At 58.9% G+C, this 20,293-nt stretch carries 17 protein-coding genes and 1 riboswitch; of the genes, 13 read left to right on the top strand and 4 right to left on the bottom strand.

Going from position 1 to position 20,293, the window contains the following annotated elements:
- Positions 1–106: 106 nt before the first annotated feature.
- From VE23_RS13495 to VE23_RS13455, 8 genes are all read left to right on the top strand, one after another.
- Complete coding sequence (locus VE23_RS13495; RefSeq protein ID WP_049868261.1) at positions 107–1,786, top strand: cellulase family glycosylhydrolase; 1,680 nt, start codon at positions 107–109, stop codon at positions 1,784–1,786.
- 310 nt (positions 1,787–2,096) lie between these two features.
- Entirely contained in the window at positions 2,097–2,348 is a 252-nt protein-coding gene (locus tag VE23_RS13490; RefSeq protein ID WP_157053958.1) for a hypothetical protein, read from the top strand.
- 699 nt (positions 2,349–3,047) lie between these two features.
- Complete coding sequence (locus VE23_RS13485; protein WP_332310171.1) at positions 3,048–3,938, top strand: carbohydrate ABC transporter permease; 891 nt, start codon at positions 3,048–3,050, stop codon at positions 3,936–3,938.
- A 4-nt stretch (positions 3,939–3,942) separates the two neighbouring features.
- Entirely contained in the window at positions 3,943–4,833 is an 891-nt protein-coding gene (locus VE23_RS13480) for a carbohydrate ABC transporter permease (RefSeq protein WP_049868259.1), read from the top strand.
- A 273-nt stretch (positions 4,834–5,106) separates the two neighbouring features.
- Positions 5,107–6,648 (top strand): ABC transporter substrate-binding protein, encoded by a 1,542-nt coding sequence (locus VE23_RS13475; RefSeq protein ID WP_084781465.1) that lies wholly within the window; start codon positions 5,107–5,109, stop codon positions 6,646–6,648.
- A gap of 58 nt (positions 6,649–6,706) precedes the next feature.
- Positions 6,707–7,696, top strand: coding sequence for a LacI family DNA-binding transcriptional regulator (locus tag VE23_RS13470; protein ID WP_049868258.1), 990 nt, complete (start codon positions 6,707–6,709; stop codon positions 7,694–7,696).
- Positions 7,697–7,874: 178 nt separating this feature from the next.
- Entirely contained in the window at positions 7,875–9,119 is a 1,245-nt protein-coding gene (locus VE23_RS13465) for a glycosyl hydrolase family 8 (RefSeq protein ID WP_232312802.1), read from the top strand.
- 623 nt (positions 9,120–9,742) lie between these two features.
- Complete coding sequence (locus VE23_RS13455) at positions 9,743–10,330, top strand: YjgB family protein (RefSeq protein ID WP_048744783.1); 588 nt, start codon at positions 9,743–9,745, stop codon at positions 10,328–10,330.
- 148 nt (positions 10,331–10,478) lie between these two features.
- Here the strand turns inward: VE23_RS13455 and VE23_RS13450 are convergent, their stop codons facing one another.
- A complete protein-coding gene (locus VE23_RS13450; RefSeq protein WP_232317069.1) occupies positions 10,479–10,985 on the bottom strand; it encodes a PCYCGC domain-containing protein in 507 nt (168 codons plus the stop codon).
- Positions 10,986–11,193: 208 nt separating this feature from the next.
- Here VE23_RS13450 and VE23_RS13445 point away from each other — a divergent pair, with 208 nt between their 5' ends.
- Entirely contained in the window at positions 11,194–11,943 is a 750-nt protein-coding gene (locus VE23_RS13445) for a MerR family transcriptional regulator (protein ID WP_049868256.1), read from the top strand.
- Between the two features lie 68 nt (positions 11,944–12,011).
- Here the strand turns inward: VE23_RS13445 and VE23_RS13440 are convergent, their stop codons facing one another.
- Positions 12,012–12,998 (bottom strand): hypothetical protein, encoded by a 987-nt coding sequence (locus tag VE23_RS13440; protein ID WP_048744781.1) that lies wholly within the window; start codon positions 12,996–12,998, stop codon positions 12,012–12,014.
- A 130-nt stretch (positions 12,999–13,128) separates the two neighbouring features.
- On the opposite strand from VE23_RS13440, the gene VE23_RS13435 reads away from it, so the two are divergent.
- Positions 13,129–13,914, top strand: a complete 786-nt coding sequence (locus tag VE23_RS13435; RefSeq protein WP_048744780.1) for a gluconate 2-dehydrogenase subunit 3 family protein — start codon at positions 13,129–13,131, stop codon at positions 13,912–13,914.
- Between the two features lie 18 nt (positions 13,915–13,932).
- Positions 13,933–15,651 carry a GMC family oxidoreductase gene (locus tag VE23_RS13430; protein ID WP_021881517.1) on the top strand — a complete coding sequence of 573 codons (1,719 nt, stop codon included), beginning with the start codon at positions 13,933–13,935 and terminating at the stop codon, positions 15,649–15,651.
- Between the two features lie 268 nt (positions 15,652–15,919).
- On the opposite strand, the gene VE23_RS13425 is transcribed toward VE23_RS13430, so the two are convergent.
- Positions 15,920–16,114, bottom strand: a complete 195-nt coding sequence (locus tag VE23_RS13425) for a twin-arginine translocase TatA/TatE family subunit (RefSeq protein WP_048744779.1) — start codon at positions 16,112–16,114, stop codon at positions 15,920–15,922.
- A gap of 48 nt (positions 16,115–16,162) precedes the next feature.
- Entirely contained in the window at positions 16,163–16,891 is a 729-nt protein-coding gene (gene tatC / locus VE23_RS13420; RefSeq protein WP_021881515.1) for a twin-arginine translocase subunit TatC, read from the bottom strand.
- Positions 16,892–17,090: 199 nt separating this feature from the next.
- Between tatC and VE23_RS13415 the strand changes: the two genes are divergently transcribed.
- Positions 17,091–17,459, top strand: coding sequence for a c-type cytochrome (locus tag VE23_RS13415; protein ID WP_049868255.1), 369 nt, complete (start codon positions 17,091–17,093; stop codon positions 17,457–17,459).
- Positions 17,460–17,860: 401 nt separating this feature from the next.
- Positions 17,861–19,723: an LTA synthase family protein gene (locus tag VE23_RS13410; RefSeq protein WP_021881513.1), complete on the top strand. Its 1,863-nt coding sequence runs from the start codon at positions 17,861–17,863 to the stop codon at positions 19,721–19,723.
- A gap of 284 nt (positions 19,724–20,007) precedes the next feature.
- Positions 20,008–20,206: riboswitch (cobalamin riboswitch) on the top strand.
- Positions 20,207–20,293: the final 87 nt, after the last annotated feature.

Here is a 20,293-nt window from a genome sequence, read left to right as displayed (position 1 = left end):
GCGGCAGAAGCATGATTTCGCCGTCGCTCCTGAAGATGCCGGGACAAAGACGGAACCGATTGATTTCATATGTAACCGATTACTTTATTCCAGGGAGGAACCGGAAATGGAGAGCCGTCAGCAGGAAGTGGAAGGCTGGGTAAAAGCGGAAGGAAAGCGGCTGGTCAATGGCCGGGGCGAGGATCTGATCCTGCGCGGAACGGGTCTTGGAAGCTGGCTGCTTCCGGAAGGGTATATGTGGAAGCTGCCTGAGGGAGGCGACCGGCCGCGGCGCATCGAGCGGATGGTGGCGGACCTGATCGGGGAAGAGGATGCGCAGGCATTCTGGCGGACGTATCATGACCGCTACACGGCGGAGGCCGATATCCGGCAGATGGCTCTGGAGGGGTTCAATTCCGTGAGGGTTCCCTTCAATGCGAGGATGCTGCTGGAAGGGGAGCGGAATGCCCAAGGCTACAATGAGGAAGCGCTGAAGCTGCTCGATGACGTCATCGGCTGGTGCCGCAAATGGAAGCTGTACGTCATTCTGGATATGCACGGAGCGCCGGGCGGCCAGACGGGAGCCAATATCGACGATTCCGAGAAGGATCTGCCCGAGCTCTACATCTCTCCGGAGCATCGGCAGGCGGCCATCGACATGTGGCGCATGCTGGCCGGGCGCTACCGCGACGAGTGGATCGTGGCGGGCTACGACCTGTTGAACGAGCCGCTGCCGGAGTATCACGGACAGTACAACGGAGAAGCAGAGCCGCTGTACCGGGACATGATCGCCGCCATCCGCGAAGTCGACGAGCGCCATATGATCATCCTGGAGGGCGTCCATTGGTCGACCGACTGGTCGATTTTCACCGAGAAGCTGGACGGCAACGTACTCTATCAGTTCCACAAATACTGGAACAACCCGGATACGGAAAGCATCCGGAAGTACCTCGATTTCCGCGAGGAATGGAACGTGCCGATCTTCATGGGAGAGGGCGGCGAGAACGATCTGGATTGGTATGCGGGAGCGTTCCGGCTGTTCGAGGACCACGGCATCAGCTGGAACTTCTGGACGTGGAAGAAGATGGACACGATCAACTCCCCATGCTCGGTAATCAAGCCGGAGGGCTGGGAGAAGCTCGGCGCCTATCTGGACGGCGGAGAGAAGCCGGATGTGTCGGAGGCCCGTGTTATTCTGAACGCTTATCTGGATGGCCTTCCGCTGGAGGCATGCGACTATCATCCGGAGGTCGTGAACGCCCTGTTCCGCAGGCTGCCGGTCCGCATCCCGGCCATCCATTACGGCTACGACGGAGCGGGCCGCAGCTTTGGAAGCACGGGCGCCAAGGAATGGGAGAGCGGCTACCGCAAGGAAGACGGCATGGAAATCCGCTATCTCGACGGCCGGCCGAAGCTGCCTCCTACGGAGCCGGGCTGGCATCGCTGGGATACCGAGGGAGGGCTCTGCCTTGAGCTGAAGGATGGCGAATGGGCGGCCTATGACTTTACCGTCCGCGGCGGGTCCGGGGCTGCGGAGCGGGATGAGGTGGACGAGGCGCATTCGGCTGACCAGGCGGAAGCTTCGCGGTATCGCCTTAAGCTTCAGGCGGTGACGCTCGATCCGGCAGGCAAAGCGTTGATCGAGCTGGACGGGCATCCGCTTGCGGAGCTGTCTCCGGGAGGAGGCTGGGACGCGGCCGTCCAGGACGCTGAGCTGCCGGCGCTGGAGGAAGGCACGCACCGGATCGTCGTCAAGGCGCGGGGAGCATCTCTGCGGCTGGAGTATCTGTTGTTCGAGCGGATTTGATCTCCGGCAAGAAGTGTGGGACGGTTGGGAATTCAGCCGGGTAGATAAAAGATTTGCCTGAAAGACATGCCGAAAGGCATGTCTTTCATTTTGTTTGTCTGCTGCCCGGCAGAAATGCCGGCTAGGCTTGGGGAACATGTATGGCAGGCATTTCAGAAAAAATCGCGCCAGCAATAGGAAACTCCCGAAAGATGTGTATGAAAAACGCCGGGCGTACCATTCGTGCAGGAATCAGGAGCTTAACAAAAAATGAAGCAGGCAGCGTCACAGCAGGCAAGTGAAGGCAGCGGAAACGGAGCAGGAAACGGAAATGGAGCAGGAAACGGAAATGGAGCAGGAATCGGAAACGGAGCAGGAATCGGAAATGGAGCAGGAGATGGAACAGGAAATGGAGCAGGAAACGGAAATGGAGCAGGAATCGGAAACGGAGCAGGAAACGGAAAAGGAGCAGGAAACGGAAATGGAGCAGGGAACGGAAATGGAGCAGGAGATGGAACAGGAATCGGAAGAAGAAAAGTGGAGAGAACGCGGGAAGGAAGCAATTAGAGCTGCTGCGGCATGAAACCTGCAACACTCTTTCGGCATGTAGCTGGAATGAGGCAGAATGGAATTGAAAACGACAACTTTTCTATTTTAGCGGACATAGGATCCGTTATTTAGGGAAAATAGACGAATTTCAAGTCCTATCGGACATAGGATCCGTTATTCCTGCAAAACGTATCGGTATGGGAGTAAGAATGGAGAAATAGCGGAACGTATGTCCGATAAATCCTCTTTTTCGTCTAAATGAGTCAAATAGCGGAACGTATGTCCGATAAATCCTCTTTTTCCGTCTAATAAGCCAAATAGCGAATCGTATGTCCGATCCGCATTCCATCAATGCCTTACTCTGTAATCCGCGGCCATGAAGTTTAGCAGCAGGCGCCTTAAATTTGAGTCGACCAAAGGCGAAAACAGCTGCCTCGATGGAAGGGCGATCCCGTCTGCCTTGATCGGCGTCCTATCTAACTTGCCATCGCCAACGCCAAACCGAAGCATAGAGCAGTCCCACTCGTTCCTCCAGAAGCCGGCTCGATTTTGGTTGTTGACAAAAATTACAGCTGTGAAATATACTGACATCAATCAAATAAATTAAACCGGTTTAACTTTCGTTGGCCGGTGCCCCCGATCCTGTCCCGGGGAAGAAGGTACCCTCGGCTGCGATCCATTTTTTTGCCGTAAAAGTTAAACCGCTTTAACTTTTGTCGAAGAGAGGGTCCCCATGATGAAAAAAACGATTGGAGCCTCACAGAGCCGAGCCTTTTACGCGTTCATATCGCCTTGGCTGATCGGCTTTGCAGTGCTCACCCTGCTGCCCATCCTCGCCTCGCTGTACTACAGCTTCACCGATTACGACGTCATCCACGCCCCCGCATGGGTCGGACTGGGCAACTTCCGCGAGCTGTTCCATGACGAGCAGTTCTGGAATTCAATCGCCGTCACGCTCAAGTACACCTTCATCAGCGTTCCGCTCACCTTGCTCCTTTCCTTGCTGCTTGCCATCCTCATCAACCAGAAGGTTCCTTTCCAAGGCTTTTTCCGCACCGCAATCTATTTCCCGAGCATGATCTCCGGCGTCGCCATGTCGCTGCTGTTCACCTGGATCTTCAATCCTCAGGCGGGTCCGTTCAACTATGTGCTGTCCCTGTTCGGGATGGACCCGATTCCTTGGCTGCTCGACGAGCGCTTCGCCCTATGGGCGCTGATTGTCATGTCGTTCTGGGGAATGGGAGCGGGCATGCTGATCTTCCTCGCCGGCCTGCAGGGCGTTCCGGCCTCGCTGCTCGAAGCGGCGCGCCTCGACGGGGCGGGCCGGCTGAGATCGTTCTGGCATGTGACGCTGCCGATGATTTCTCCCGTATTCCTGTTCCAGCTCATCGTCGGCATCATCGATTCGTTCCAGGTGTTCACGCAGGCCTACACGATCACTCAGGGGGGCCCCAATTACACGACCTGGTTCTACGTCTACAACATATATATAAGCGCTTTCAAAAACTTCCGCTACGGCTATGCATCGGCTATGGCCTGGCTCCTGCTCGCGGCGGTGCTGCTCATTACCTGGTTCATCCTCAAGGCGTCGAACCGGTTTGTCTATTACGAAGGGAGCCGCTGATCCGATGAGTCCATCCGCAACTGCCGGCCTGCAGGCTAAGCCTGCTTCCCGCGCCGGACGAAGAGAGCAGGCTTGGAGCAAGGCCGTCAGCCTGATCCTGCTGCTGCTGGTCACCGCGGCGATGCTGTCGCCTCTCGCCTTCATGGTGTCGACATCGTTGAAGACGAGCAAGGAGCTGCTCGTCTATCCGCCTCAGCTGTTCCCGAAAGCCCCCGCATGGGGCAACTACGCGGAGCTGTTCCGCAATGGAGAGATCAAGTTCGGCCAGCAGTATGCCAACAGCCTGATCGTCGCCGTGTCGGCCGTCGTCGGCACCGTCCTGAGCTCGGCGCTGGTCGCCTTCGGCTTTGCCCGATACCGGACAAAGGCCAGCGGGCTTCTCTTCCTGCTCGTGCTCAGCACGATGATGCTTCCCTATCCGGCCATCATGATTCCGCAGTTCCTGCTTTTCACGAAGCTCGGCCTTCACGATTCGCTGCTGCCGCTCATTCTGCCGAACTTCTTCGGTTCCGCGTACATGATTTTCCTGCTCAAGCAGTTCTTCTCGACCATGCCGTCGGAGTTGTACGAGGCGGGGCGGATCGACGGCTGCGGCGAGTTCCGGCTGTTCTGGAACCTGACGCTGCCGCTGGCCGGGCCTGCCATGGCGACAGTGGCCATCTTCACCTTCATCGGCAGCTGGAACGATCTGCTCACGCCGGTGCTCTACCTGGACTCCCAGGAGAACTTCACGCTGCCGATCGGCCTCGCTTCGATGATGTCCTCCAAGTTCCGGCTCGCTCCGTGGAATCTGCTCATGGCCGCGTCGATGCTGACAGCGGTGCCGATCATCCTCCTGTTCGCCGTCGCGCAGCGAAGATTCGTGGAAGGAATCGTCCTTACCGGCATCAAGTAAACCTCGCTTGCCGGCCGTTGCCCGCCAAGCAATGCCTCACATTCCGCCAATCCTTCACATTCCGCCAATGCCGATCATGCGGCGCGTTGAGGCGCTAGAAGGAACGGCCGTTGCCGCAGCCAGGCTTTGCTCCAATCCCGATCATGCGGCGCATGGAGGCATTAGAAGGAACGGCCGCAGCCGCAGCCCGGCTTCTGCGGAGGAATGCCGTCAGACTTTAGAACGGTTCACCGCTCTTCATCCATCTACCACCATCCAGGGAGGACGATATCCATGAACGAAACCAAACCAGGACAGCTCGCCAAAAGTGCAGAACAGCTCGCCAAGAGTGAAACCAAGCCATCAGAACAGCTCGCCAAGAGTGAAACCAAGCCCGCAGCACAGCTTGCCAAACGGGACGCAGCACAGCTCGCCAAAAGTGCAGAACAGCTCGCCAAAAGGGAACCCAAGCCAGCAGGACAGCTCGCCGAGCGAGCGGCCAAGCCTGCACGAAAGCTCGCCAAATCGGCGGCCGCAGCCGCGCTCCTGACAGCGGTCTTGTCCGGCTGCTCCGGCAGCGGCAGCTCGGCAGGGGATACGGTCACCATTACGCATTACACGATCGATTCCCCGGACCGGACCTTCGTGGAGAAGCTCATTCCCGACTTTGAAGCCAAGCATCCCGGCATCAAGATCAAGGTGACCAAGGCGCCTTACGAGCAGTTCGATTCCAAGCTGCAGTCCGCCATCGCGGCGAAGAATTCGCCTGACGTCACCTCCCAGTGGGGCTACGGCGGCTTCATGGAATATTACAACAAGGGCATGCTGATGGATCTCTCGCCGTATCTCGGGGACTTCAAGGCTTCGGACTACCATATTCCGGACAACGTGATGAAGATCTACGAGGTCGGCGGCAAGACGTACGGTATCCCGCTGAACAGCTATGTGTCCGTCCTGCTGTACAACAAGGATATGTTCGACAAGGCCGGCCTCTCTTACCCGCCGACGGATTATGAGGACAAGAGCTGGACGTTTGATAAAATGGTGGAGGACGCCAAGGCGATGACGGTCGACTCCAAAAACCTGGCGGAGGCCCAGTACGGGCTCGACTTCGGCTTCGGGGAGCGGGACCAGCGCCCTCAATACTTTGGCGCCAATGTCTACTCGGACGACACCTGGACCAATGGCGGCAAGCCGTCCCAGGTCAATCTCGACAAGCCGGAGGTCATCGACGCCTACAAAAAGATATACGGCCTGATCTGGGATCAGCATGTATCGCCTTCGCCGGCATTCAGCAAATCCGTCGCGGGCCAATTCGGCGACCCGTTCCTCTCCGGCAAGATTGGCATGTCCGTCGTCGGCTCGTGGAGCCTGGCCGCATCGAGCGACTTCAACTTCAAGGTCGGCGTGGCGGCCGTTCCGCAGGGCCCGAATCCGAAGGTGCGCAGCGTCCTCTATATCGATCCGCTGTTCGTGCTCAAGGATTCCAAGCATCCGAAGGAAGCGCTGGAATGGATCAAATATCTCGTATCCACCGAGGTGCAGAAGAAGTCCATCGACCTGTCCGGCGGCAATCCGCCCGTCAACCAGGAGGCGGCGGAGACGTACTACGCCCACTTCGACGGCATCGATGCGGCGCAGATCAAGCAAGTATACGAGGGCGCATACAAATACGGCTTCGAATCGTACAACCATCTGATCGACAACTATTCCCAAATCAACGAGCTGTTCATCAACGAGCTGGCGAGCGTCGAGAACGGCGACAAAAAGCCGGAGGAAGTGCTGCCGGGACTTCAGCAAAAACTGCAGAAGCTGCTCGGCCGGGTCAACAAGTAGGCCGGGCCGGGTCCGCCAGCCTGCAGACATCCTACGCCGCAAGGAGCCATACGCAATCATGAAAGCAAGCATTTACGATGTCGCCAAAAAATCCGGACTCTCGGTCGTCACCGTCTCCCGCGTCCTCAACCACGATCCTTCCGTGCGGGAGAAAAACCGGGAGAAGGTGCTGCAGGTCATGCAGGAGCTGGACTACCGGCCCAAGGCTGCTGCCCGCAGCCTGGCCAAGGGCAAAACGAGCCTGATCGGAATGAAGCTCTCGACGCTGGACGACTCCTTTTTCGACGCCGTCGTGAAGGTCATCAGCGAGAGGCTTGCCGAACGCGGCTACTTTCTCACCCTGTCGGTCTCCACGGACAAGGAGCCGGCCGGCTCTCCGCTGCTGTTCCAGGAGGAGCATGTGGACGGCGTCATCCTGCTCTCTCCGATGAGGGAGGAGGAGGACCGCAAGGAGCTGGAAAAGCGGGGCATTCCCTATGTCATGATCGACCATCAGCATCCGGCGCCGGACGTGCCGGCCATCGTCGTGGACAACTACGCCGGGGCGCTGATGGCGACGAACCACCTCATCGGCCTCGGGCATCGGCAGATCGCCCATATCGCCGGCCCGGAGCTGTTCCTCAGCAGCCGCGAGCGGGAGAGGGGATTCAGGCAGGCGATGCTCGAGGCGGGCTTGGAGCCGTTCTCGATCGAACCGGGCCAGTTCCAGATCTCTTCGGGGCTGGAAGCCGCCGACAGGTGGATATCGGCGGGAAGGCTGCCGACGGCGGTATTCGCAGCCGACGACTATACCGCGCTGGGCATGATGGACGCCCTCAAGACGGCGGGCATCCGCATTCCGCAGGATGTGTCGGTCGTCGGCTTCGACGACCAGATCATCGCCTCGCAGTTCCGGCCGAAGCTGACGACGGTGCGGCAGCCGGCGGAGGAGATCGGACGCCGGGCGGTGGAGCTGCTGCTCGCCTCGCTCGGGGGCGGCGGAGCGGAGCAGCTCGAGCTGAAGCCGGAGCTGGTCGTGCGCGAATCGACGTCGCCACCCGGCGGATAGACATGAATGAGCTTGGAAGCATTCCGGCGATCCTGCCTTTCCATGCAGGCGCCGGGGCTGTCCATGCCGGACCCTTTTGAAGGAGGTGAGGCAGGCAAACGGGCATCGCAGAGGCAGTTCGCCATGGAACCGAGGTTGACCGCTGGCAAGAAGATCTTGAATGAGGAGGAATGATGTAATGGGAATCAAAGGAATGGCAAAAGGAAAAATCCAACCGAAAATGAGAACGCTTATCGCCATGGGGCTGTGCGTCGTCATGCTGCCGGCAGGAATCGCCTTCGGCGCCGGGGAAAGCCGGCCGTTCCCGCAGCATACCGCCTATACGGCGGGCACCATCAAGCCGACCAACGTCACGCAGAGCGCCATGGACAGCTCCGTCCAGAGCAAGTGGAATACCTGGAAGAGCAATTACCTGAAGACGGCGGGCAGCGGCAAATATTACGTAAAATACAACGACGCCGGCGAAACGGTATCCGAGGCCCATGGCTACGGCATGCTGCTGACGGTGCTCATGGCGGGTGCGGACAGCAGCGCCAAAACGTATTTCGACGGCCTGTACGCCTACTACAAAGCCCATCCGAGCACGAACAATTCCGCGCTCATGGCCTGGAAGCAGAACAGCAGCTTCCAGAACATCGAAGGCGCCGATTCCGCCACGGACGGGGATATGGACATCGCCTACTCGCTGCTGCTGGCCGACCGCCAGTGGGGCAGCGCGGGAACGATCAACTATCTGTCCGCGGCCAAGTCGGTCATCAATGCGATCATGCAGAGCGACGTGAACCAGTCGCGCTGGACGCTGCGCCTCGGCGACTGGGCGACGAGCGGCACGGAAGCGACGGCGACGCGGCCTTCCGACTTCATGCTGAACCATCTCAAGGCGTTCAAGGCCGCGACGGGCGACACCCGCTGGGACCAGGTGGCGAACCAGACTTATTCCATCATCAATACGATCTTTGCGAACAACAGCTCCACGACAGGCCTGCTTCCCGACTTCGTCGTCTATTCCGGCGGCACCTACAAGCCGGCTCCGGCCAACTTCCTGGAGAGCGACCAGGACGGCAATTACAACTACAACTCCTGCCGGACGCCATGGCGGATCACGACCGACTATCTCCTCAGCGGGGACAGCCGGGCACTGAGCCAGCTCAAGAAAATGAACAGCTGGATCCAGTCGAAGACGTCGAGCAATCCATCCTCCATCAAGGACGGCTACACGCTCACGGGCGGCGTCAAAGGAGATTACAACAGCGGAGCCTTCTTCGCCCCGTTCGGTGTCAGCGCCATGACGGATTCCTCCAACCAAGCCTGGCTGAACTCCGTGTGGACCAAGACGGCGGGCAGCGCGGCCGAAGGCTATTACGAGGACAGCATCAAGCTGTTCTCCATGATCGTCATGTCGGGGAACTGGTGGACGTACTGAGACAAGGCTTCGAGCGGAGAAGAGCATTATGAATGTCAAGGTCCGGCGGGCTGCTGAGCAGCCTGCCGGGCTTTTTTTGTCCGTCAACCAGGATCGGCGGACCCGGGCGCCGGGGACAGTGTGGTTATCGGGCCTAATCGGGAGCCCGCTCATTCTAGGTAGGGACAGACCGGGTTTGGAGCAGCATGCAGATCCTGGACCTGCTACGGAAGGAGAGTTTATGAATATTCTTCTTGCCGACGACGATTCGGACATGCTCGCCATCGTCGCCGCTTCTTTTCGGAGCGAAGGCTTTCGCATTTTTGCTGTGCAAGGCTTTTGCACTTTTGCCGGATTACGCCGCCTGGCACGGCAAGGTCGAGTATTCGGCAGCCGATCTCAACCAGCTCTACGCGGAGAGGGTCCAGGCGGTCCGGGAGCGTCGCCAAGGAGAGTCCGATTATCGTGGATTCTTGAGCGGGTTCGGAATCCGAGGGATAAATTGCCTGCTCGCCTACGGGGGAATTCGTGCAACAATTCTCCCGGCAGGGACGTCGGGTAGCTATGAATCCATTACGAGGTAAATAGTTTATCTCTAAAATGGGTAAGGGTATCCATACCCCAATTTACAGGAGGTCTTCATCATGAACATGCATTGGACGAAAAAAACCGCCTTCGCCGTTCTCGCCGCCGGGGTTCTGGCCAGCGCCGGATCCGCGCTGCCCTTCTCATCCGCCCATGCGGCTGCTTCCACCGCTGCCGTATCGGCGCATGACCAGGCCGCTGCCAAGCTGAACAGCTTTTATAAACCGGCTCTCAAGGGCCAGTTCCCTGATTTCAATTCCTTCACGGTCGGAAAGACCACCCGCCAGACTGTCGTCAAGACGATCGGAGCGCCAATGGTGCCGATGAAGGACTCGGACGGGTTCGACGTATATACGGCGGACATGGGCCATCCCGGCTACGCCTTCAATTACAAGCTGAATAAAATCCGCGAGATGCGCTACTTCGGCACGAACGTGGAGCGCCAGACGAATATCGGCGGCATTACGGTCAAGCTTCTCGTGCAGCAGTGGGGAGCGCCGGACGCGTCCGTCATCTTCAAGACGGGCAAGACGCAGCAGAAGAAAATCAGCTATGTGCGCGGCGATTACCAGCTTGATTTCATCTTCAACAACATCAACGGCACGGATTGCGCGCATATCAACCTGAAAGCCAAAACGTTGAAATAAGGCCTGGCAGACTGAATCATGGGCGAAAAGGTTCATGACAGGCCATGCTCATGCCGCGAATAGAGAAGAGGCTGCCCGGGAACGTCCCGGACAGCCTCTTTTTGTTTGCTGGATCCTGCCCACAATCCGGCATCCGGCATTCCTTGGATCAGGAAGCCTTGTACTGCGCTTCGATGGACTCCCGGATCTGCTCAGGAGTTTTGCCTTCGGCAAGCATGCTGATGGACTGGGCCGCGATCTGCAGGCAGACGCCGCAGCGGGTGCCGTGGTCGTCCCAGACGACGGAGCCGTCCTCCTTCACTTCATGGACGAAGCAGTTCATGTTGCTCTTGTGGCCGGCGGAGCTTTCCATGCACCCGCAGTAGCACGGCATGCCCGAGAGCAGCTCCGTCGCCTGGCCGGCAGCCTGATAGACGAGCCGAACCTGCTCCGGCTGTCCGTCCAGGAACTTCGGCAGCGCGGAAGCCGAAGCCGTCGTCTCCTGCAGGTCGCCGCTGACAGTATGGACCTCGCCGTCCCCATGGTTGGAATGGCCCCCGCCGCCGGATGGAGCGTCCTTGTCCCCGCTTCCGCTGCCGCAAGCGGCGGCCAGCAGCAGCAGGGAGAGGGAGCCGAGCAGCGTAATCCTTCGAATTTTTCCGCCAAACGCCATCATCATGTCGCACAGCCTTTCCGGGAACTCTCTATGCAAGCCTGCGGCCTTGCCCGCGCCAATGCGGAAAGAGGCTTGTCCTGCCCTTTCCGGCGCCAACGATGGCCGGCTTGTCCCCGCGTATTCTTTTTCTTACTATAACATAGGAAGATGCTGTTGACTCTCACGCAGCGTGAGGCCTTATCCTGAGGCAGAAGGGAGAGACGCGAACATGCTCAAGGTGAAGGAAGCGGCGGAGCTGGCCGGCATCAGCGTGCGCACGCTGCATCATTACGACGAGATCGGGCTGCTTCATCCGGAGGAAGCGACGGAATCCGGCTACCGGCTGTATTCCGACCGGAATCTCGCGATGCTGCAGCAGATCCTGTTCTTTCGCGAGCTCGGATTCCCTTTGAAGCAGATCAAGTCGATCCTCCAGGATCCGGACTTCTCGGAGGCCGAAGCGCTGCGGCTGCACCGGGATATGCTGCTGGAGAAGCGGAGGAGGCTCGATGCCATGATCCGCACCGTCGACAAGACGCTGCGGCATGCCGAAGGAGAGATGAAGATGAGCGGCAAGGAAAGGTTTGAAGGATTCGACTTCTCGTCCAATCCTTATGAGAAGGAAGCGCGCGAGCGCTGGGGAGACCTGAAGGTCGACGAGGCGATGGCAGCCGCGCAGGGCATGACGAAGCAGGACCGGGAAGCGTTCAACGAGGTTTATCGGCGGCTGGCGGCTGTCCGGCATTTGCAGCCGGATTCCGCCGAGGCGCAGGAGGCGATCGGGGAGTGGTGCCGCATGCTCCAGACCTTCGGCGTGTATACGCCGGAGATGTTCCGCGGACTCGGCCGGATGTACGTCGACGATGCGCGCTTCACCGCCAGCATCGACAGGTTCGGCGACGGTCTGGCCGTCTTTATGCGCGATGCGATGGCCGCGTATGCGGATAGAGTCCAGGCAGCGGAATCCGGCGGGAACTGACGGCGAATAAGAAAGGAAAAGGCAGCTCCGGACCACGGTCCGGGCTGCCTTTTGCCAGTTGCGGAAGCTTAACGCTGCTGCTGTCCGACCATCTTCAGCAGCTCGGCGAGCAGATCGCCGGCCTTGGCAGCATCCTTGTTGGAGACAGTGGCGGAACCGGCGTTGCCGCTTGCCGTCGTTCCCTCGGAAGCTTCTCCTGTCGTTTCTCCGGCTGTTCCTTCTTCCGATCCTGTCGTGGAGCCGCCTGCCGTGCCGGCGGAGGCGCCATTCTGATCGAGCAGGCTCCGGAGCTTGTCGATCAGCTCGATCGCCTTGGAGCTTTCGATGCTGTCCACGTCCACTTGGTCGCCGAGGTATTCCTTGAGCTTCGCCTTGGCTTCCTCCAGGGTGCTGGCGTCCACGCTTTTGACGCCGTAAGTGCCCGCGGATTTTGTGTTCTCGGCTCCGTGGCCGCTGAAGCCGGCCGTTCCGCTGAGCAGCTTCTTCTGCATCGGATCGTAGCTTGCGGACGTCATGCCGCGCTTCGAGGAAGCGAGAATGACGTGGTCGTCAAATACGAATACCTTCACGCCCTCGATCCCGTCGGCCTTGAGCCGGGACTGCAGATGCGACGAGAAGCCGCCGCTGTGCAGGCCGGAGCTGCCGATGAGGCTGTAGGTCGACGTGCCGAGTCCATGCGTCGTTCCGGCATGCTCGTAAGTCGTCGTTTTTTTGTTCCGGTCGATGCTCGGAATCTCCGTCGTGCCGTCCGCCATTCCATACCCTGAAGCTCCGTAAGGATGGTGGCCGTCTACGCCCATGCCGTAGCCCGTTATCCGCTCCCCCGTGCGCTCCAGCGCGCGGGTGCCGCTGCGCGCCGATTGGCTTACGCCGCGCCCGGCGTTTTCGACACCTCTGACCGTTTCCTGGCCCGCTCTCTCCAAGCCCCGCACGGCCGATTGGCCGGCTCCATGCATCTGGTTTCCCTTTTCCTTGGCCGGGCCCGCGCATGCTCCCAGTGCAGCCATGCTGCTGACCAGCACGCCGGCGGCCGCAATCCGTATCGCTTTTCTCATCCGTCTTAACCTCCATCCGCATAATGACAAGCGCACATAGGTTATCCTTTTGATTTCAAATGTATAATGCTTTCTTCTTGGAAAATAATACGGGCATTACCATCTTGCAATCAGGGAGGAATCTATCCGCATGGATACAGACAAGCAGGGCTCCGGCGCGGACCGGAAGGATCCCGTCCAGGAGCCGTCGAGAAGGCGGTTTCTCATTCGGTCGGGCTATGCGCTGGGGGGACTCGTTGTCGGGGGAGCCGTAGGCGCGCTCATCAACCGCAAGCCGAAAGCCGAGGCGAATACGGGCAAGGAGGGAGAGGGAACCGCCGCCAAGGTTCCCGCCAACTTCAACCGGGCGCTCATGTTCTTCACCCAATCCCAGTTCGCGATCGTGCAAGCCGCCATGGAGCGGATCTATCCGGAGGACGACCATGGGCCTGGAGCCGCTTCCTTGGGATCCGCCTTCTTCATCGATCACCAGCTCGCGGGCGATTACGGCTTCAACTCCCGCGATTATATGTCTCCGCCCTTCTATAAGGGCGAGAAGGTCCAAGGCTACCAGGGCAGGCTGCTGCGCCGGGACATGTATCTCATCGGGCTTCAGGAAATGGACAATTACAGCCAGACGAAATACCAGAAGGGCTTCGCGTCCCTCGAGCCCGCGCAGCAGGACGAGGTGCTGGCTGCGTTCCAGGCCGACGAGGTGAAGCTGACGACGATCTCGGCCAGCGGCTTCTTCAACATGCTGCGCGCGAACACGATCGAGGGCGCCTACAGCGATCCGCTGTACGGCGGCAACGCCGACATGGCGGGCTGGAAGATGAGGAATTACCCCGGCAACCAGATGAGCTACACCAACATTATCGAGAAGGAATTCACGAAGATCGCTCCGCAAAGCCTGCAGGAGCATATGGCGATCCATTAGCCGGAAGGAGCTGTCAGTATGGCAAGGAAATTACCGAAAACCGATGTCGTCATCGTCGGGGTCGGCTGGGCAGGCGGCATCATCGCCTCCGAGCTGACCAAGCAAGGTCTGGGCGTCGTCGGACTGGAGCGAGGAAAAGAGCGCAAGACCGAAGACTACTTCATGGTGCATGACGAGCTTCGCTACGGCGTGCGGTACGATTTGATGCAGGATTTGTCCAAGGAGACGATCACCTTCCGCAGCAAGGAGCAGGTCAGGGCGCTGCCGATGCGGCAGTACGGCTCCTTCCTGCTCGGCGACGGGCTCGGGGGCTCCGGCGTGCACTGGAACGGACAGACGTTCCGCTTTTTGCCCTATGATTTCCAGATCAGGACCAAGACGATCGAGCGCTACGGCAAGGCGAAAATTCCGGACGGCATGACGCTCCAGGATTGGGGCATCACGTACGACGAGCTGGAGCCTTACTACGACAAGTTCGAGAAGCTGATCGGGCTGTCCGGCGAGGAAAATCCGCTTGGAGGCAAGCGGTCGAATCCGTATCCGACGCCGCCGATGAAAAAAACGCCCGCCATGCAGAAATTCATCGAAGCCGCCAAAAAGCTGAACCTGAATCCCTATATGCAGCCTTCCGCCAACCTGTCGGAAAACTACACGAATCCGGACGGAGTGTCGCGCGCGGCTTGCCAGTACTGCGGCTACTGCGAACGGTTCGGCTGCGAGTACGGAGCCAAGGCGGATCCTGTCGTGACCGTCATTCCGGTCGCCAAAAAAACGGGGAAATTCGAAATCCGCACCCATTCCCATGTTCGCCGCATCTTACATACCGGGGGCAAGGCGACAGGAGTGCTCTATACCGACGTCACGACCGGCGAGGAGATCGAGCAGCCGGCGGATATCGTCGTCGTCACGAGCTACGTGTTCAACAATGCGCGCCTGATGCTGATGTCGGGCATCGGCAAGCCGTATGATCCCGCCACCGGCAAGGGCGTCATCGGCCGCAACTATGCCTATCAGGTCATCAAGGGCAATGCGGCGGGATTTTTCGAGAACGAGGAATTCAACAACTTCGCGGGCGCGGGCGCTCTCGGCGTCAATCTCGACAACTACAACGGGGACAACTTCGACCATAGCGACCTGAAGTTCATCCACGGCGGCTCCATCAGCATCGGCCAGACCGGCCAGCGCCCGATTCTGAACAACCCGGTCCCATCGGGAACGCCGGCATGGGGAGCCGAATTCAAGAAGAATTCCCTGAAATACGCCAACCGGGTGCTCTCTGTCGGAGGCCAGGGCTCGTCGATGCCGTTCCGCCATCACTTCCTCGATCTCGACCCGACCTACAAGGACACGTTCGGCGACCCGCTCGTGCGGATCACGTTCGACTTCGAGGAGCAGGACCGCGAGCTGGCGGTGTTCCTGGCCAACAAATCGGCCGAGATCGTCAAGGAGATGGGAGCCAGCCATGTCGACCAGCTCAAGGAGCTGGGGCCGTACGACATCGTGACCTACCAGTCTACGCATAATACGGGCGGCGTCGTCATGGGCGACTCCCCGGAAACGTCGGCGGTGAACAGCTACTCCCAAAGCTGGGACGTCGACAACCTGTTCGTCGTGGGCGCAAGCTCGTTCCCGATGAACTCGGGCTACAATCCGACCGGAACGGTCGGGGCGCTCGCTTACCGGGCCGCGGAGGGGATATTGGAATATCGCAAGAAGGGCGGCAGCCTGGCGAAATAAAGCTTCAAGGGCCAACCGAACCGGTTGGCCCTTTTCCTTGCGCATTTGCGTGCGGCTACCGCGCGGCGCCTCTGGCGCATGAGAGGAGGAATCAGATCCGGAAACGAGCCTTAAAGGTACCCTGGCGTCATCGGAACCGGAATAAGGTCTGGCACCAGCCTTTTCCCGGCCTGGGCCAGCTGAACCTAAACATGGCAAAGAGGCTGCCTCTCGCCGAAGCGGCGCTTGAGACAGCCCCATTCAAAATATATCTGCCCGAAGCGACAGGCTAGTTCAGCTGCTTGCGCTCTTCCTTCGACGGTTCGATGACATCGTCGTCGACGATGCCTTTGGTCGAGTTGCGGAACTCGCGCAGCGTATCGCCGAAGGCGCGCCCGAGCTGAGGAAGCTTGGCCGGGCCGAACACGATCAGGGCAATGGCGAAAATGATGACCAGCCCGGAAATGCCGATATTGTTGAACATGATGTTGGTCTCCTTTCAGATCAGATCGGCCGGCGCGGCTGCGGCGCTTCACGGGGAGGCGACGGGCTGCGCTCGGCGGTTATAGAGCCTGACGGACAGGAACGCGCTGATCTCGTACAGCACGACGAGCGGAATCGTCACCGACAGATGGGAGACGAAATCCGGCGGCGAGATGCAGGACCCGACAACGGCGAGCCCGAGATAGGCATATTTGCGCGTCTGCTTGAGCCTGGCCGGAGTCAGCATGCCGATCCGGGTAAGGAACAGAATGACGAGCGGCATCTCGAAGGCAAGCGCGAGCGGGAACACGACGCTGAACAGGAAAGAGAAGTAGCGGTCGATGCCGTACGTTTCAACGGCGCCTACCGTCCGGTTCATTTTTTGCATGAACTCCAGCATCATCGGGAACACGACCCAATAGCTGAAGGCCAGTCCCGTCAGGAAGAGCAGGAAGGAGGCCGGAACGTACATCAGCGTCCCCTTGGCTTCCCTCTCGGTGAGCCCGGGCTTGACGAAAGCCCACAGCTGGAACAGGACGACCGGCAGCACAAGTACGAGGGCGAACAGCGTCGCGCAGCGCAAGTAGACGAACAATCCATCCGTGTAGGCGAACACATTCCATTGAACGTCTGTTCCGGCATGCGAACGGATCAGCTTCAGCAAATGGGGGGAGGCGTACATGCCGCCGCAAAATGCGGTGACAAAGCAAGCTCCGACCACGATCAACCGCCGCCGCAGCTCCTCCAGATGGCGGATCCATTCCTCCTGCGCGGACATTGGGCAGCACCTCCTTTACCGGTTCGGGCCGCCGGCAGAACGTTTGCCTCAGCGGTTTCCAGGTACAGGAATAGATTCTCCGAATGGAGGAGGCCTTATGCACCCAATGAAACGGCGGTATGCGAAAAGCAGGCATGAGGAAGGAAAATTAGGGGATTCTACATGTATCCGAAAGGATAATTGAAGGAGGCATGTACCGATGGATTCCAAGAAAAAATGGCTGCTTGCGGCCGTGCTGGCTCTGTTCGTGCTTGCGGCTGCCGCCTGCGGCGGAGGCAGCAAGAACAACGGCGGGACAGGCAACGCCGGTGAATCGACGCCGGCAGGCAATGGCGGAACGACGACCGCTCAGGCGGAGGAAGTGTACAAGTCCAACTGCATCAGCTGCCATGCGGCCGATCTGGGGGGAGGCGTCGGCCCGAACCTGCAGAAGATCGGCGCCAGCGAGTCGGCCGAGAATATCCGCCATCAGATCGAGAACGGAGGAGGAGGCATGCCGGCCTACAAAGGAACGCTCAGCGACGCGGATATTACCGCGCTGACCGACTGGCTTGCCTCCAAGAAGTAAACAGCCGCGAAAATCCCCGCAGCCTCGCGATGAGGAGCGGGGATTTTTTGCGTTCAGGCTTGCCGCTCCGAGGCCCATGTCGCAAGCGCATTTTTTCATGACATGCACAGGTGCTTCATGGCCAGCGTATTTTTTCATGACGTGCATCCCGTTTCATGCCATGCGCCCCGTTCCATAGCCGACCATCCTGCCTCATTCCTCAGCGCCCCCTGTTTCATGCCATGGCCTCCTAGTTTATGGGTCTATATCCATTTCCAAAAGATCCCTGACGAGGAGCCATGATTTAATTGACTACTTAAATAACCGGATGTATGATAAATGGCGTTGGCGGCGTCCGATGCGAATCCGTCCGATTTCACGTTCTCATTCCATCATTCTACAGGTAAGGAAGTCATGTCGAAATGAAGATCATTCTACGGCTGGGCAACCTCCGTTTTTTGCTGTTTACCCTTATTCTGCTGGCCAAGAGCGCTCTGGCCTGGTATATCGTGTTCGAAGACGGCCCCAGCTGGACCATGCTGCTGACGGAAATTCCGTTCATGTGGGCCGTATTCTGCCTGATCGAGTGGCTGGCTTCCAAGCGCAAGCTGCTGTATTACACCTTGGCGGATCTGGCGTTCACTTTCCTGTATTTCGCCGTCCTGATGTACTTCAAGTATTACGGCGTCATCGTCACCTACCACCAGCTCAACCAGGCGGGCAAAGTGACCGAGGTCGGGGAAAGCACGTATTCCTTGATGGATCCTTACTATCTGCTCGTCTTCGCCGACATCGTCATCCTGCTGTTCCTGCATGTGCGCCTGCGGATGAAAAAGAAATCCGGCTATGTCGCGAGCAGGCTGCTTCCGTACCGGAAGCCTGCGGTGCTCGGCATTCTCGTTCTTTCCGTGGCGCTCTGCGTCTTCGATATCTGGCCGAACCGGGCCAGCATGAACGAGAGCAAGCAGGCGGAGGAAATGGGCATCCTCAATTATGAATTCTACACGCTGCTGTCCGACGGCATCGAGAATTCCTCGGTCGAGACGGTTCCGGTCACCCAGGCGGCGATCGACGAGCTCAAGGGCGTCCATCCGGATGCAAGTCCGGTTGCCTTCGGGGCAGCGAAGGGCAAGAACGTCATCATCATCCAGATGGAATCGTTCCAGAACTTCCTGATCGGACTCAAGGTGGACGGCCAGGAAATTACGCCGAATATCAACAAGCTCGCCGATGAGAATTACTATTACAAGAACTTTTACAGCTCTGCTGGCTCCGGCACGACCTCCGACGCCGAGTATGTGGTCAACACGTCGCTGTACGTTCCCGCTCATGAGCCTGCGGTGCAGGCGCTTCCGAAGAACGGCCTTCCGAGCCTGCCCAAGCTGCTCCAGAAGAGCGGCTACGAGACGGCGACCTTCCATACGAACGACGTCCAGTTCTGGAACCGCTCCGAGCTGTACCCGGCTCTCGGATGGCAGCATTATTATGACAAAAGCTATTTCGGAGACGGAGATCATGTGGCGTTCGGCGCCTCGGACAGCGTCCTCTTCTCCAAAACGATGCCGAAGCTGGAGGAGATGAGCGCATCCGGCAAGCCGTTCTACGCGCAGATCATTACGATGAGCGCCCACCATCCGTACAATATCCCGGAATCCAAGATGACGCTGGATCTGCCGGACAATCTGGACGGCACGCTGCTTGGCCGTTATTTGCAGGCGCAGCACTTCGCGGACCAGGCGCTTGGCCAGTTCATCGACGAGATGAAGAGCAGCGGCATGTGGGACAACAGCATGGTCATGTTTTACGGCGACCATCAAGGTCTGCCCGTCTATACGCTCGACAAGAATGAAAAGACATCCATCGATGCGATGATCGGCCATGAATACAGCTATGCCGACATGTTCAATATTCCGTTTATCCTTCATGCTCCGGGCGTTACGGGACCTTCGGTCATTACCGAAACAGGCGGACAGATCGACATTTTGCCGACTGTGGCGAATCTGGCGGGAGTTTCGCTTGCGGACCAGATCCACTTCGGCACCGACCTGCTGAATCTCAAGGGACGTCCGAACATGCTGCCGGTGCGGCATTTCCTTCCTACCGGCTCGGTCATTACGGATTCCGACGTGTTCGTTCCCGGCAATGCGTTCGAGGACGGCACCAATTACCCTCTCGTGGGCAAGGACACCGGCGGACGCAAGACGACCGAGGATGAATTCAACCGCACCCTTGAGCTGCTGAAGCTGTCCGACAGCTACAGCCAGACGCTGCGGGATGAGCCTTGATTCATCCGGAAATGCTGAAGACAGCCATGCTCGGGAGCATGGCTGTCTTCCTTTGTTTCATGGCAGGCCGGGCTCTCCCGGGCGATTGGACGCCGCGCTCTTGAAGTCGTGACCGGCAAAACCTGAAATGTCCGGGCCGCGGAGATCTAGTTGTTTTCCAAGTATCGAAGGAAGCGGAGCTGATCGGGGAAACCGGCTCCGATCCGTCGCAGGGTTTGGAGCCGCAAACTGGGTACTGTGTTTTGGAGCGGAGTCTGCTACAATGAGGGATGACTTTCAACAATTTCATAGCTGCTTTTATGGTGCCTGCGCGGGTATTTCGGCCTGCGGGGCTTAATAGGGAAGTTCGATACAAATTCGACGCGGTCCCGCCACTGTGAAGCCGAGCGGCTGCCCGAGGCATCCACTGTCCCTGCCGGGATGGGAAGGAAGGGCGGCGCGATGAAGCGAAGCCAGGAGACCTGCCATAAAAAGCTTGTATCATAGCTTCCCGCGAGGATGGGAGGGAGAGCTGCGGGCAGCGGCTGTTTGCCTGTATGCCTGCCTGCGGCGAGGCATCCCTTTCGGACA

The organism is Paenibacillus sp. D9, assembly GCF_001188365.1.
Classification (GTDB): Bacteria; Bacillota; Bacilli; order Paenibacillales; family Paenibacillaceae; genus Paenibacillus_O; species Paenibacillus_O humicus.
Note: the sequence above shows the minus strand (reverse complement) of the source record. Positions and strands in the feature narration are given on the sequence as shown.